Annotated in this window: 9 protein-coding genes; 7 read left to right on the forward strand and 2 right to left on the reverse strand. The window is 74.6% G+C overall.

All coding sequences use genetic code 11. The annotated features are described in order from the left end of the window. The first annotated feature begins 91 nt into the window (after positions 1-91). The 5 genes from ACIF6F_RS21675 to ACIF6F_RS21695 all read left to right on the forward strand — a co-directional run bounded on the left by ACIF6F_RS21675 (position 92) and on the right by ACIF6F_RS21695 (position 7,523). Positions 92-2,341 carry an MMPL family transporter gene (locus tag ACIF6F_RS21675; protein WP_399948890.1) on the forward strand — a complete coding sequence of 750 codons (2,250 nt, stop codon included), beginning with the start codon at positions 92-94 and terminating at the stop codon, positions 2,339-2,341. 151 nt (positions 2,342-2,492) lie between these two features. Further along, positions 2,493-3,107, forward strand: coding sequence for a GNAT family N-acetyltransferase (locus tag ACIF6F_RS21680; protein ID WP_399948892.1), 615 nt, complete (start codon positions 2,493-2,495; stop codon positions 3,105-3,107). 283 nt (positions 3,108-3,390) lie between these two features. Next, positions 3,391-4,005 carry a hypothetical protein gene (locus tag ACIF6F_RS21685; protein ID WP_399948894.1) on the forward strand — a complete coding sequence of 205 codons (615 nt, stop codon included), beginning with the start codon at positions 3,391-3,393 and terminating at the stop codon, positions 4,003-4,005. Between the two features lie 217 nt (positions 4,006-4,222). Further along, positions 4,223-4,393 (forward strand): hypothetical protein, encoded by a 171-nt coding sequence (locus tag ACIF6F_RS21690; protein ID WP_399948896.1) that lies wholly within the window; start codon positions 4,223-4,225, stop codon positions 4,391-4,393. Between the two features lie 82 nt (positions 4,394-4,475). Beyond that, entirely contained in the window at positions 4,476-7,523 is a 3,048-nt protein-coding gene (locus ACIF6F_RS21695; RefSeq protein WP_399949008.1) for an ATP-binding protein, read from the forward strand. Between the two features lie 240 nt (positions 7,524-7,763). Here the strand turns inward: ACIF6F_RS21695 and ACIF6F_RS21700 are convergent, their stop codons facing one another. Beyond that, positions 7,764-8,948, reverse strand: coding sequence for a PQQ-dependent sugar dehydrogenase (locus ACIF6F_RS21700; protein ID WP_399948898.1), 1,185 nt, complete (start codon positions 8,946-8,948; stop codon positions 7,764-7,766). Positions 8,949-9,120: 172 nt separating this feature from the next. Then, entirely contained in the window at positions 9,121-10,164 is a 1,044-nt protein-coding gene (locus tag ACIF6F_RS21705) for an aldo/keto reductase (protein ID WP_399948900.1), read from the reverse strand. Positions 10,165-10,240: 76 nt separating this feature from the next. Between ACIF6F_RS21705 and ACIF6F_RS21710 the strand changes: the two genes are divergently transcribed. Together ACIF6F_RS21710 and ACIF6F_RS21715 are read left to right on the forward strand one after the other, a co-directional pair. Then, entirely contained in the window at positions 10,241-11,179 is a 939-nt protein-coding gene (locus tag ACIF6F_RS21710) for a 2-hydroxyacid dehydrogenase (RefSeq protein ID WP_399948902.1), read from the forward strand. Between the two features lie 250 nt (positions 11,180-11,429). Then, a complete protein-coding gene (locus ACIF6F_RS21715) occupies positions 11,430-14,348 on the forward strand; it encodes a putative bifunctional diguanylate cyclase/phosphodiesterase (protein WP_399948904.1) in 2,919 nt (972 codons plus the stop codon). The last annotated feature ends 200 nt before the right edge of the window (positions 14,349-14,548 follow it).

The following is a 14,548-nucleotide window of genomic DNA, read 5'->3' on the forward strand; positions in this document are numbered from 1 at the left end:
GACATCGTGGCGATGCAGGTCGAAAACCTACTCGTTCCGTTCTTTGCGCCGGGCCCTTCCCGTAAAGATCCGAACCACCAGGGAGAGCCCGTTGGCAGCAATCGCACGGTGGTGCACGCGGCATCGCCTCGTCGCCGTCCTGCTCTGGCTCATCGCCCTCGGCGGCACCACCGCGGCGGCGGCCTTCGCGGGCTCCGCCTACTCCAACAACTACGAGGTCCCCGGCACCGAGTCCGGCAAGGCCACCGACCTGCTCCGCAAGGGCTTCCACGGCCAGGGCGGTGACACCGACACCGTCGTCTGGCGCACCGGTCCCTCCCAGACCGCCCGGACCCCCTCCGTCGAGCAGCGGATGAGCCAGACCCTCGACGAGATAGCCGAGCTGCCCGGTGTCGGCTCCGTCACCAGCCCGTACTCCTTCGAGGGCGCCGCGCAGATCAGCGCCGACGGCCGCACCGCGTACGCCGTCGTCACCTTCGACCAGCCGGCCGACGCCGTGCCGCGGTCCGAGGCCCAGGCGGTGTTCGACACCGCCAAGGCAGCCGAGACCGACGAGGTACGGATCGAACTCGGCGGCCGCGCCATCGGGCTCACCGAGGCGCCCACCGCCCACCTCGCCGAGGTCATCGGCGTGGTCGTGGCCGGCGTCGTGCTCTTCCTGGCCTTCGGCTCCCTCGCCGCCAGCATGCTCCCCCTCGCCACCGCCCTGGTGAGCGTCGGTACCGCCTACGCCGGGATCACGCTGCTCGGCCACCTGATGCCGGTCGCGGACTTCGCCCCCATGCTGGGCACCCTGATCGGCCTCGGCGTGGGCATCGACTACGCGCTCTTCATCGTCACCCGCCACCGCAAGGGCCTCAAGCGCGGCCTGCCCGTCGAGGAGGCGGCCCGCAACGCGGTCGCCACCACCGGCCGGGCCGTCGTCTTCGCCGGCGCCACGGTCTGCATCGCCCTGCTCGGCATGCTGATCCTGCGCCTGAACTTCCTCAACGGCGTCGCGATCGCCGCCTCCCTCACCGTGGTGCTCACCGTCGCGGCCTCCGTGACCCTGCTGCCCGCCCTGCTCTCGTACATCGGCATGCGCGCCCTCTCCGGGCGCGAGCGCCGCAAGCTCACCGAGCACGGCCCCCAGCCCGAGACCACCACGGGCTTCGCCGCCCGCTGGTCGGCCTTCGTCGAACGCCACCCCAAGCTGCTGGGCGCCGTCGCGGCGGTGGTCATGGCCGTCCTGGCGCTGCCCACCCTCTCGCTCCACCTGGGCACCTCCGACCAGGGCAACAACCCGGCCGCCTCCAGCACCCGCCAGGCGTACGACCTGCTGGCCGAGGGCTTCGGGCCCGGCGTCAACGGCCCCCTGACGCTCGTCGCCCACATGGACAACGCCGGCGACCGCATCGCCCTGCACATGCTCGGGGACCACGTACGCGCCACCGAGGGCGTGGCCTCCGCGGGTCCCGCGGTCTTCAACCGCAGCGGCGACACCGCCGTGCTCACCGTCATGCCCGACTCCTCGCCGCAGTCGAAGGCAACCAGTGCCCTGGTCGACCGCCTCCGCGACGACGTGATCCCCTGGGCCGAGCAGGGCACCACGCTGGAGGTGCACGTCGGCGGCGTCACGGCCGGCTACGACGACTTCGCCGAGGTGATCGTCGGCAAGCTGCCGCTCTTCGTGGGCGTGGTCATCGCCCTCGGCTGCCTCCTGCTGCTGCTCGCCTTCCGCTCGATCGGCATCCCGCTCAAGGCCGCCGCCATGAACGTGGCCGCCGTCGCCTCCTCCTTCGGCATCGTCGTCGCGATCTTCCAGTGGGGCTGGGGCAGCGAGCTGATGGGGCTCGGCAGCGCCGGACCCATCGAGCCCTTCCTGCCCGTGATCATGGTCTCGGTGCTCTTCGGGCTCTCCATGGACTACCAGGTCTTCCTGGTCAGCCGGATGTACGAGGAGTGGCTTGAGACCGGCGACAACCGGCGCGCCGTACGCGTCGGCCTCGCCGAGACCAGCCGCGTGATCAACTCCGCGGCGGTCATCATGATCTCCGTCTTCCTCGCCTTCGTCCTCAGCGGCGACCGGCTGATCGCGATGTTCGGCATCGCCCTGGCCGCCGCCGTGGCCCTGGACGCCTTCGTGCTCCGCACGCTGCTCGTGCCCGCCCTGATGCACATGCTGGGCGGCGCGAACTGGTGGCTGCCGGCCTGGCTGGACCGCCGTCTGCCGAAGATCAGCATCGAGCCCCCGGACTGCGCCACACGTGCGACACTGCCGGGGCAGCGGAAGAGCGCGGACGACGGTGCCGACGGCGCCGGGGACGCGGACTCCGCCGTGACGACGCCCGCCGGCCGGTAGCCCGTACGCTGCGGCCCGCCGCCTCCAGCTGCGCCGGCCGCCCGTCCGCACGCCGGCCGCCCGGATGGGTACGTACGCCGTACGACGTGTACGCGCCCACCCCGCCGGGCCGCCCCACCGTCCGTACCCGCCCACCCGAGGACCAGCCCGCATGTTCGCGATCCCGCTCGCCGAAGACGCCCAGCTCAAGCCGCTCGAGGTCTGGCACGCCGAGGAGTTCCTCGCCCACGTGGACCGCGGCCGGGAGTACATCGGGCAGTACATCGGCTTCGCGGACCGGGCCGCCGACCTGGACGGTGCGCGGAGCCTGCTGCGCTCGTTCGCCGACAAGGCCGCGGCCGACGAGGGGCGCCTCTACGGCATCTGGCTCGACGGCACGCTGGTCGGCGGGGTGCTCTACCGGACCTTCGACACCACCACCGGCACCTGCGAGATCGGCTGCTGGCTGGAGCCCGCCGGCGCCGGGCGCGGGCTGATCACCAGGGCCTGCCGGACGCTGATCGACTGGGCCTTCCTGGGCCGGGGCATGCACCGGGTGGAGTGGGTCTGCGCGGCGGACAACACCCCCAGCAGCGCCGTCGCCCGTCGCCTCGGCATGACCCGCGAGGGCGTGCTGCGCGAGGCCCATCCGCACCGGGGCTTCCGCCACGACCTGGAGGTCTGGTCCGTACTCGCCCGCGAGTGGCCGCCGGCCGAGGCGGCGGCCGAGGCCCCGGGCACCCGCCCCCGCCCCGAGCCCGTGCCCCGCCCGGAGCCCGGCGCCTGAGCCCGTCCCCCGCCCGGAGGCCGGCGCCTGAGCCCGTCCCCCGCCCGGAGCCCGGCCGCCTGAGTCCGCCGGCCCCGGTCTGGGTCTGGTGTCCCAGCCCGTCGAGCCCACCCTGCGCGCGGGGGTCTCGGCCGGCCGGCTCCGGATGGGCCCGAGCCCGGGCCACCCCGGCGCAGGCCGGGGCCCGGCACGCTCACCCGGCCCGACCCCGGGGGCCGAGCCCTCGTACTCCGCCGGCCGCCCTCTCAGGAAGATCTCAGAATCCCCGCCTACGGTGCCCGCCATGGACACCAAGAACGCCGACGCGGCCACCGCCCCCGCCGACCCGACCGACCCCACCGCGGACGGCACCCCCGCCGGTACCGGAGAACCCGGCAGGAAGGACGCGGACCCCGTCGTGGGCGAGAAGCCCGACGAGGACCTCCTCGACGCCCTCGACGACGACGGTCCCGCCGACGAGGAGCTCCTCCCCGCCGACCCGGACGCGGAGGCCGCCACTCCGTACACCGGCGCCGGGGCCGGCGCCGCGGCCGTCGTCGCCGCCGGACTCGGCGTCTCGGCCCTGACCGGCACCTGGGTCTCCCGCGTCGCCGCCGAGCGCCAGACCCTCATAGGCCAGATCGAGTCCCAGACCGCCGCCTCCACCGCCGAGAAGATCTCCGCGCTCTACGGCGACGCCTGGCACCTCACCGCCCTGGTCAACGGCGTCTTCGCGGTCCTCGCGCTGCTCGTCGGCGCGGCCGTCCTCCTCCGCCCCGCCTTCGGCGTGCCCGGCCGTGCCCTCCCCGCCTGGGTCCGGGCCGTCTCCTGGGGCGCGGTGGGCCTGGGCGGGCTCGGCCTCCTGATCGCCGTCCTCATGTACTTCGACGTCCTCGCCCCCCTGCCCACGGCCCCCTGAGGCACCCCGCCCGGCCCCGCCCCGTCCCGAAGGCACGGCCTAAGGCACCCCCGGCCGGTGCTTAGGCCGGGGCGGGCACCCGGCGTACGCGCCTAAGGCACCCCGGCCCCGGCGGATGCGGCAGTCGCCCGATGTGGCGGCACCCCCTGGGCGGCGAATCTTGGACCACACGGAACGAACGGGCCGTGACCGGGAAGAACCTCCAGGGGAGAACGAGATGTTCGAGTACGAGATCGCCGGCCTCCGCCGCGCCGAACTGCTCCGCGAAGCCGAGGAGTACCGCCGCGTCCGGCAGGCAGAGGAGCACCGCCGGGCCGGCCGCGGCAAGGCCGCCCGCACCGCCGCCAAGGCCGAGGCCGCCCGTCAGCGCTTCACCCGCGCCGCCTAGCCGGCACCGGGCGCAGCACCCCAGGTGACGCCGCATGAGAACCCCGCCGCCACCCGCTGCCGCGCGCACGGACGCCTGTGCGATGCTCGGCGATGTGGAAACCAGATCCGTCAGCCCGGTGTTCGTCGGACGGGCCGACGAACTGGCCCTGCTCACCGACGCCCTCGCCCGCGCCGCCACCGGCGAGCCGCAGGCCCTGCTCATCGGCGGTGAGGCGGGCGTCGGCAAGACCCGCCTCACCGAGGAGTTCATAGCCGAGGCCGGCCGCCGCGACGCCGTGGTCGCCGTCGGCGGCTGTGTGGAGATAGGGGCGGAGGGACTGCCCTTCGCCCCCTTCTCCACCGCCCTGCGCGCCCTGCGCCGCCGGCTCCCCGAGGAGCTCGCCGCGGCCGCCGCAGGACAGGAGGACGAGCTCGCGCGGATCCTCCCCGAACTCGGCGAGACCCCCCGCGGCCCGCACGACGAGGAGAGCACCGCCCGCCTCTTCGAGCTCACCGCCCGCCTCCTGGAACGCCTCGCGGCGGAGCGTACGGTCGTCCTCGTCCTGGAGGACCTGCACTGGGCGGACACCTCCACCCGCCACCTCCTCGCCTACCTCTTCCGCACCCTGGCCGGCGGCCGCCTCGTGATCGCCGCCACCTACCGCGCCGACGACGTGCACCGCCGCCACCCGCTGCGCCCCCTGCTCGCCGAACTGGACCGGCTCCGCACGGTCCGGCGGCTGGAGCTCTCCCGCTTCACCCGCTCCGAAGTACGCCGCCAGCTCGCCGGGATCCTGTCCTCCGAGCCGGACGAGGCCTTCGTCGACCGGGTCTTCGCGCGCTCCGACGGCAACGCCTTCTTCGTCGAGGAACTGGTGGCCTGCGACGAGAGCGGCTGCCGCACCGGGCTCACCGACTCCCTGCGCGACCTGCTGCTGGTCCGGGTCGAGGTGCTCCCGGAGGCCGCGCAGCGGGTGGCCAGGCTGGTCGCCGAGGGCGGCTCCACGGTCGAGTACCCCCTGCTGCTCGCGGTGTCCGGGATGTCGGAGGACGCGCTGATCGAGGCCCTCCGTGCGGCCGTCGGCGCCAACATCCTCCTCGCCACCCCCGACGGCGACGGCTACCGCTTCCGGCACTCCCTGGTCCGCGAGGCCGTCAGCGACGACCTGCTGCCCGGCGAGCGCGCCCGGGTCAACCGCCGCTACGCGGAGGCCCTGGAGGCCGACGACACCCTGGTCCGGGCCGAGGAGCGGGTCATCCGGCTGGCCAGTTACTGGTACTACGCCCACGAGCCGGCCAAGGCGCTGCCCGCCGTGCTGGAGGCCTCGGTGGCCGCCCGCCGCCGGCACGCGTACTCCGAGCAGCTGCGGCTGCTGGAGCGGGCCATGGACCTGTGGGACAGCGCCCCCGCGGAGGTCCGCGGGGCGCTCCGCCCGGCCGACTACACGGAGGTCTACCCGCCGTGCGGCTGCGACCCGGCCACCACGCCGCTGCGCCGCCTCGACCTGCTGGCCGAGGCCGTGGTCGCGGCCCGGTACGGGGGCGAGCGCGAGCGCGCCCTGAAGATCACCAAGCTGGCGCTGCGGATGCTGGAGGAGGAGGACGACCCGCTGCGCGCGGCCTGGTTCTGGACCGAGCGCTCCAAGCTGGTCATCGGCCTGGCCCGGGGCGACGGCTGGGAGGAACTCGGCACGGCCCAGGAGCTGGTGCGCGGCCTGCCGCCCTCCCAGGTGCACGCCGAGGTGCTGGCCTTCGCGGCCGGCTGGGGCATGCTGCACCAGCCGGGACCGGCGAACCTGGCGACCGCCGAGCGCGCCGTCGAGGTGGCCCGGCTGGTCGGGGCGGAGGAGGTCGAGCTCAACGCCCGCCTCACCCTCGGCTCCCTCGTCGCCGACGCGGGCGACCCTGCCGTGGGCATCGCGGAGATGTACCGGGTGCTGGAGCGGGCCACGGCGCTGGAGCTGTCGGTGCTGGCCGCGCGGTCCCACATCAACCTGTCCTCCCAGCTGGAGAGCCAGGGCCGGTCGACCGAGGCGGTCGGCGTGGCACGGCGCGGCATCGAGCTGGTCCGCCGCTACCGGCTGCGGGACTCCGAGGCCTGGGTCCAGGGCAACCTGGCCGACTCCCTCTACAGCCTGGGCCGGTGGGAGGAGGCGGCCGAGGCGGCCGGCCAGGCGATGCGCTCGGCGCAGAGCGCCAAGCCGCGCGGTTCGGCGGCCTCCCGGCTGGCCCACCTGGCGCTGGCCCGCGGCGAACTCGCCGAGGCCGCTGCGCAACTGGCCGCCGCCCACGAGCACTTCGGCAGCCACGACCGGCAGCCCCAGTACCGCATCCCGCTGTACCGGCTCGCGGTCGGCGTCGCGGCCGCCGAGGGACGCATCCTCGACGTGCGGGCGGAGCTGGTACGGGCCGTGGCCGAGGGCATGCCGCCCGGCCACCAGCGCTACTCCTGGCCCCTGCTGCTGGCCGCCGCCTCGGCGGAGGCCGACACCCGGGGGCTGCCCGCAGCCGCTGCCGGGCGGGCCGAGGCGCTGGAGCTGATCCGCACCCAGGCCAGGACCCTCGCCGCCGCGGCCCCCGTGTGGGCCGCGTACGCGGCGTACGTACGGGCCGAACTGCTGCGCGCCGAGGACCGGGACACCCCGGCCGACTGGGCCGAGGCGGAGGCGGCGCTGCGCCCGCTGGACCGCCCGTACCTGCTCGCCCGGGCCCGGCACCGGCGCGCGGAGGCCCTGCTGGCCGAGGGCGGCGACCGAGGCGAGGCCGCGGTGGCGCTCCGCGCGGCCCACGGGGCGGCCGAGGGCCTGAACGCCCGGCGGCTGCGCGAGGACCTGGCGCTGCTCGCCCAGCGCGCCCGGCTGGCGCTGACCGAGGACGAGCCGCCGGCCGCGCCGGAGCCCGCGGGCGACCCGGCCGGGGCCCTGGGCCTGACCAGCCGCGAGCGGGACGTGCTGCGCCTGGTCGCGGCCGGGCGCAGCAACCGCCAGATCGCCGAGGAGCTGTTCATCTCCCCGAAGACCGCGAGCGTCCACGTCTCGAACATCCTGGCCAAGCTGGGTGTGACGGGCCGCGGCGAGGCGGCCGCCCTGGCCCACCGCCTCCGCCTCTTCCCCCGCGAGGCCCCGGCGCAGGGGGTGTCCGCCGGCTAGGCCGGGCCTCTCGGACCGGGCCGGAACCCCAGCCCAGAGGGGCGCCCGGGGTTTCTCGCCCGCAGTGGCCCCGGGGTCCTCGCCCGCAGTGGCCCCGGGCTCCTCGCCCGCAGTGGCCCCGGGCTCCTCGCCCGCGGGCGGGGGCTCCGGCCCTGAGGGGCGCCCAGGGCCCCCTCGCCCGGAGGGATGCCCCCCGCCCGGCCTACCGCCTGCCAGGGAGCCCCGCCCCGCGGATCGGCGTCAGCGGACCGTGAGCTCCACGATCCGGTCGTCGCCCTGTTCCGGGGTGCCGCGGCCGTCGGTCTCGCTCGTGGAGAGCAGCAGGCGGTCCGGTCCGGTGGCGACCACCGTGCGCAGGCGCCCGTACTTCTCGGTCAGGAAGGCCTGGGGCGCGGCCGCGGCCCGGGTGCCGTCCAAGGGGATGCGCCAGAGCCGCTCGCCGCGGAGCCCCGCCATCCAGATGGCGCCCTGGGCGTACGCGATGCCGCTGGGAGAGGCCTGGTCCGTGGTCCACTGCGCGACCGGATCGCGGTACCCGGACTTGCCGGCCCTGCCCTCGGCCAGCGGCCAGCCGTAGTTCTGCCCGGGCTCGATCAGGTTCAGCTCGTCGTACGTGTTCTGCCCGAACTCCGCCGCCCAGAGCCGCTTCTCCGCGTCCCAGGCCAGCCCCTGCACGTTCCGGTGGCCGTACGAGTACACCACCGAGTCCGCCTGGGGGTTGCCGTGCACCGGGTCGCCGTCCGGGGTCATCCGCAGGATCTTGCCGCCCAGGGACTCCTTGTCCTGGGCCAGGCCGGTGTTCCCCGTCTCGCCCGTCCCGGCGTACAGCATCCCGTCCGGGCCGAACGCGATCCGCCCGCCGTTGTGGATCATGCCCTTGGGGATGCCCCGCAGGATGGTGTCGGGCGCGCCCAGCTGCTGTCCCTGCGGCTTGCGGTCGTCGTAGATCATCCGAGCGATCCGGTTGTCCGACTCGGTGGTGAAGTACGCGTAGACCAGCCGGTCCGAGGCGTACGAGGGGGACAGCGCCAGCCCGAGCAGCCCGCCCTCCCCGCCGGGCGCCACGCCCGACACCTCGCCGACCACCGTGAGCGCACCGGTCTCGCCGTCCACCCGGGTGATCGTCCCCTCGTCCCGCGAGGCCACCAGCAGGTCGCCGTCCGGCAGCAGGTCGCCGTCCGGCAGCGGGGCCACGCCCCACGGGCTCCCCAGGCCCTTGGCCACCTCGCGCCCGACCGTCACGGAGCCCTTGGCCGGGGCCCCCGGGGGGCGCGCCGAGGCGGTGCCGCCCGCCGTGGGGGAGGAGCCCCCGCCCGGCGAGGCCCCGGCCGCAGGGCCCGCGCCGCCCGAGCAGCCGCCCGTCAGCAGCGCCCCGCACACCGCGAGCGCCACCGCTCCCGCCCTGCCCCTGCCGTTCCCGCGCATGTCCTTCTCCTTCCGCCCGTCCTGGGACGCGCCTGCCCCGTCTCCATCATGGACAGCGTCCGCCACCCGCGGCAGCCGCTTCGCACGGGTCGCTCCCGCACCGCGCGCCTCCGCGCGCTCTTCCACAACCGCCGTGACCGCTGCGGAAGTTCCGCCGGCCGGTCCCGGAACCTCAGTCCCAGGACCCCACCGCCCCCGGCAGCGCTGCGATCTCCCGCAGGTCCGCCGCCGTCAGCAGCACCTCCGCAGCCCGCGCGTTCTCCACCGCCCAGCGCTCCCGCTTGGTCCCCGGCACCGGCACCACGTGCGGCCCCTGCGCCAGCACCCAGGCCAGCGCCACCTGGGCCGCGGTCACCTCGGGCCCGTGCCGCAGCGCCACCCGCCGCAGCCCCGCCACCAGCGGCTGGTTCGCGGCCATCGCCTCCGCGGTGAACCGCGGGTGCCTCGCCCGTACGTCCTCCCGCTCGAAGCCCTGCCCCGGCGTCAGCGTCCCGGTCAGGAAACCGCTGCCCAGCGGCATCGCCGCCAGGAACCCCACGCCGCGCGCCGCACACCACGGCAGCAGCGTCTCCAGCGCCTCCGGGGACCACACCGACAGCTCCGCCTCGACCGCGCTGACCGGGAACACCTGCTGTACGCGCTCCAGCTGGCGAATCGTCACCTCATAACGGGCCGCACCGGCACCGGGCCGTCCCGGCCCCCGCGCGGCCCGCGCACCCGCCGCCCGCGGGGCCGTGGCCCGTGCCCCCACCGCGCAGAAGCCCAGCGCCCGCACCTTCCCGGCCCCCACCAGCTCCGCCAGCGCCCCCCAGGTCTCCTCCACCGGCACCTCGGGATCCGGCCGGTGCAGCTGGTACAGGTCGATCACGTCCGTCTGGAGCCGCCGCAGCGAGGCGTCGCAGGCCCGCTTCACGTAACCCGGCCGCCCGTTGGCCACGATGTGCTGGTCGCCGACCAGCAGTCCGCACTTGGTCGACACGAAGGCCTCGGCGCGCCGTTCCTTCAACACCCGCCCCAGCAAGAGCTCGTTGGTGAACGGCCCGTACATGTCGGCCGTGTCGAGCAGGCTCGCCCCCTCGTCGAGGGCGGCGTGCACCGCGCGCAGCGAACCCTCCCCGTGCCGCCGCGACTCCGTGTACGCCCAGCTCATCGGCATGCACCCGAGCCCGATCGCGCCCACGGCGAGCCCCGGCGCCCCGATCGTCCTGCGCTCCACCCGCTCGTACCCCTCCCTCGGCAGCCACCCAAAACTAACCGCTGCGACCGTGGCCGGTTCGCATAGCCTCCTGATCATGACTACCGACGTGTGGCTGCCGTTCCGTCCCGACGAGATCGAGGGCCTGCCCGAGGGCCTGGCCTACCGCTTCTGGGACGGCGGGCCCGAGTTCCCCGCCGACCCCGCCGACTGCGCGTACTACGTGGTGCCGTACATGAAGGGCTCCGAGGTCGCGGTCCGCCCCCTGCCCGCCATGTCCGCGGTCCGCGTGGTGCAGACCCTGTCCGCCGGGATAGACCACGTGGAGCCGGGCCTGCACCACCTGCGCCCCGGCGTACGGCTGTGCAACGCGCGCGGCGTGCACGAGGCGAGCACCGCCGAGCTGACCCTCACCCTGGTCCTCGCCTCCCTGCGCGGCGTCCCCGGTTTCGTGCGCGGCCAGGACCGCGAGGAGTGGCGGGCCGGCTTCTACCCGGCGCTCGCGGACAAGCAGGTGCTGATCGTCGGGTACGGGTCCATCGGCGCCGCGATCGAGGACCGGCTGGTCCCGTTCGAGTGCGCCGGGATGACGAGGGTCGCCCGTTCGGCCCGCACCTGCCCGCGTGGTCCCGTGCACGCCCTCGCGGACCTGCCCGAGCTGCTCCCGGCGGCCGACGTGGTGATCCTGTCCACCCCGCTCACCCCCGAGACCCGGGGCCTGGCGGGCGCCGGCTTCCTCTCCCGGATGAAGGACGGCGCCCTGCTCGTGAACGTCGCCCGCGGCCCGGTCGTGGACACCAAGGCCCTGCTGGCGGAGCTGGAGTCCGGCCGGCTGCGCGCCGCGCTCGACGTCACCGACCCGGAACCGCTGCCCGCCGGCCACCCGCTCTGGCATGCTCCCCATGTCCTGATCACGCCTCATGTGGGCGGCAGCACCTCGGCGTTCGAGCCGCGCGCCAAGCGGCTGCTGGCCGCGCAGCTCACCCGGTTCGCCGCCGGGGAGCCCGTGGAGAACACGGTGCTGATCACGGAGTGAGTCCGCCCGGGCACGCTCCGCAGCAGCCCGGGCGTGCCCGGTATCCGTAACTCCCCTGGTGGTCACGGAGAGTAGAGAACCTATGTCCCTGAGTGACGAAACTGGTGTATCGTCCGGAACAAGGGGACTGCGCCGAGAACGTACGGCGCTGGGGAGTGATCGGACACTTTGGGGGGCGACGGGCGATGCACGGCCAATGGACAAGCGATCCGCGCACACGCAAACCGGCCACGCCGGTGACGGAGCCCCGGTGAGTGCCCCCGGGGCGCTCCTGACCCAGCCGCCGCAGGTCTCCGGCGGCGGGAAGGGCCTGGCCGCTCAACTTCTCCTCGCGGCGGTCTGCGCCGGGTACGCGGTGGGCGCCGCCTTCGGCTGGGGATCGGAGGAAGTCGCCCTCTTCATGGGCGACTTCGGACTGAGCGTCGCGGCCCTGCTCGCCGCGGTGTCCTGCTTCCGCTACGCGCGTTCCAACCCCAGCCGGGAGCGGCCCGCGTGGCTGCTCTTCGCCTTTTCCTCCCTCATGGCCGCCTGCGGGAACGCCGTCTGGGGCTGGTACGAGGTGGTGCTGGGCGAGGAGGTGCCCAGCCCGTCCCTGGCCGACTTCTGCTTCCTCTGCTTCGCGCCGCCGGCCATCGTCGGCCTGCTGGTCCTGGCCAAGCGCCCGGTCACCCGGGCCGGCTGGGTCTGCCTCGCGCTCGACTCCTGGCTCATCGGCGGCTCCCTGCTCACCCTTTCGTGGAGCCTGGCGCTCGCCCACACCGCCCGGAGCGCCACCTCCGAGGGTGCCGGCAGCGTCCCGCGGGCGGCCCTCTCGCTGGCCTACCCCCTGCTGGACATCGCCCTCGTCTCGATGGTGCTGGTCCTGCACTTCAGGCGGTCCGCCAGCAACCGCTCCGCGGTCAACACCGCCGTCGCGGCCCTCGCGCTGACCGTGCTCAGCGACGCCCTGTTCACCTCGCCGCTGCTGCGCGAGAGCTACCGCTCGGGCCAGCTGCTGGACGCCGGGTGGTTCGCCGGCTCGCTGCTGCTGGCGTACGCGCCGTGGGGCGCCCGCAGGATGGCGTACGGCGAGGCGGGCGGCCACCCACGCGGCGCCCCCCGCCCGCACAGCCGGCCCATCACCGGCTCGCTGCCGGCCCTGACGCCGTACCTCGCCGCCGCCGTGTGCACCCTGGGGATCCTGTACAACGTGGTGGACGGCCGCCGCGTCGACCGGGTCGTGGTCTTCACCGGCTGCACGGTCGTCCTCGCCCTCGTGGTCCGCCAGGGGATCATGCTGCTCGACAACATCGCCCTGACCCAGGAGCTGGCGCAGAAGGAGAACCACTTCCGCTCGCTCGTCCAGGGCTCCAGTGACGTGATCATGATCGCCGCGCCCACCGGGATACTGCGGTACGTCAGCCCCGCCGCCTCCGGCGTCTACGGACGCGACGCCGAGGAGCTGGTCGGCACCGAGCTGTCCAGCCTGATCCACCCCGACGACCTCGGCAGGGTCGTCCACGAGGTGCGCCGCTTCCTCGCCGCCCCGCCGGCCGAGGAGCCCACCACGCGCATCGAGTGCCGGTTCAAGTCCGGCAGCGGCGACTGGCTCAACGTGGAGTCCACCGTCAACCGCCACCAGGGCGGCCTGATCTTCAACAGCCGGGACGTGACCGAGCGGGTCCGCCTCCAGGCACAGCTCCAGCACAGCGCGGAGCACGACCCGCTCACCGACCTCCCCAACCGCGCCCTGTTCACCCGGCGGGTCCGCCAGGCCCTCACCGGTCGCCGCGCCGGCGACCACAGCACCGCCGTGCTCTTCATCGACCTCGACGGCTTCAAGGCGGTCAACGACTCCATCGGCCACCAGGCCGGCGACGAACTCCTCGTCGAGGCAGCCCGGCGGCTCCAGGACTCGGTGCGCGCCGGCGACACCGCCGCCCGCCTCGGCGGCGACGAGTTCGCCGCCCTGATCACGGGCGACGGCAGCCGCGACCGCTCCGCCCGCGAGTACCTCGTCCACGAGATCGCCGACCGGCTGCGCACCACGCTGTCCCAGCCCTACCTCATCGCCGGCAGCGAGGTCCGGGTCGCCGCCAGCATCGGGGTCGCCTTCGCCGACCCGGGCATCACCCCCTCGGACCTGATGCGCAACGCCGACCTCGCGATGTACCGCGCCAAGGCGGGCGGCAAGGACCGCGTCGAGTTGTACGCCCCCCAGATGCAGGCCGAGGTGGTCCGCAAGGCCGAACTGGCGGGACGCCTGCGCACCGCCCTCGACGACGGCGAGTTCGCGCTGCTCCACCAGCCCGTGGTCTCCCTCGCGGGCGGCGAGATCACGTCCGTGGCCGCGCAGGCGCGCTGGCGCTCCGCCCAGGGCATCCTCTTCACCCCCGCCGAGTTCCTGCGCGTCACCGAGGCGACCGAGGACCGCTCCGGTGCCGAGGGCGCCGGACTCGCCGGTGGCGCCGCCACCCGTACGGCCGAACTGGGCAACTGGCTCCTGGAAGAGGCCGTCGTGCAGGCCGCCGAGCGCCATCAGGCCGGTCACGACGTGCCGGTGGCCGTCCGGATGTCCGCCCAGCGGCTCCTCGGCCTGGGGGTGCCGCACCAGGGGCCGGGCGGGGCGCCCCCCGCCTCGGTGGAGGCCCTGCTGACCCGGCACGGGCTGCCCTCGGGCGCCCTCGTGATCGAGCTGGCGGACAGCGACCCCCGGGTGCCCTTCGACGAGCTGGAGCGCCGCCTCGTGGCGCTGCGGCGGCTCGGCGTACGGATCGCCCTGGACGGCTTCGGAAGCGGCTACGCGGCCATCAGCGCCTTGCGCAGGCTGCCCGTGGACGTCCTGAAACTCGACCGCGGGCTGGTCGAAGGGGTGGTGGAATCGGCCAGATTGCACAAGATCACGGCTGGCTTGTTGCGCATTGCAAATGATTTGGGCATGCAGTCCGTGGCCGACGGCGTGGACCTCCCCGAGCAGGTCCTCGCCCTCCGCGCCATGGGCTGCACCCACGGGCAGGGAATGGCCTTCTCCGGACCTCTGGACGAATACCGGCTGCGCAGGGCGCTCGTCCGCGGTACGTTCCCAGTACCCGGCGGGATCGCCCTTCCCGCCATGGCGGGCGGCACACGGGGCGTCCCGGGAGGCCTCCATAGGGGCTCAAATAGTGAGACGTCCATCCCACCCACTTGACATCCCCCTCCCGGCGGAGGGAGGGTCAGTGCCATGCGCACCCGAATTCTCGTACTTGGAAAGCGCGTCGGCTGAAGCTGGGGCCACGATGTCCCCGCTCAACGCACCCGACGCGCTCCCCTCGCTTGCCATCCGGCACGAGGGGTTTTTTGTTGCACTGGCAAAACCCGAATCCTCGCAAAAACCCTCAGCTTCGAGAA

Source organism: Streptomyces sp. NPDC086023, assembly GCF_044540325.1.
Taxonomy (GTDB): domain Bacteria; phylum Actinomycetota; class Actinomycetes; order Streptomycetales; family Streptomycetaceae; genus Streptomyces.

What these genes read in the sequence shown, in the direction of transcription:
- ACIF6F_RS21685 (WP_399948894.1), top strand. Translation starts at nt 3,391, where the DNA reads ATGGACACCAAGAACGCCGACGCGGCCACCGCCCCCGCCGACCCGACC.
- ACIF6F_RS21695 (WP_399949008.1), top strand. Translation starts at nt 4,476, where the DNA reads ATGCTCGGCGATGTGGAAACCAGATCCGTCAGCCCGGTGTTCGTCGGA.
- ACIF6F_RS21690 (WP_399948896.1), top strand. Translation starts at nt 4,223, where the DNA reads ATGTTCGAGTACGAGATCGCCGGCCTCCGCCGCGCCGAACTGCTCCGC.
- ACIF6F_RS21680 (WP_399948892.1), top strand. Translation starts at nt 2,493, where the DNA reads ATGTTCGCGATCCCGCTCGCCGAAGACGCCCAGCTCAAGCCGCTCGAG.
- ACIF6F_RS21700 (WP_399948898.1), bottom strand. Translation starts at nt 8,948, where the DNA reads ATGCGCGGGAACGGCAGGGGCAGGGCGGGAGCGGTGGCGCTCGCGGTG.
- ACIF6F_RS21710 (WP_399948902.1), top strand. Translation starts at nt 10,241, where the DNA reads ATGACTACCGACGTGTGGCTGCCGTTCCGTCCCGACGAGATCGAGGGC.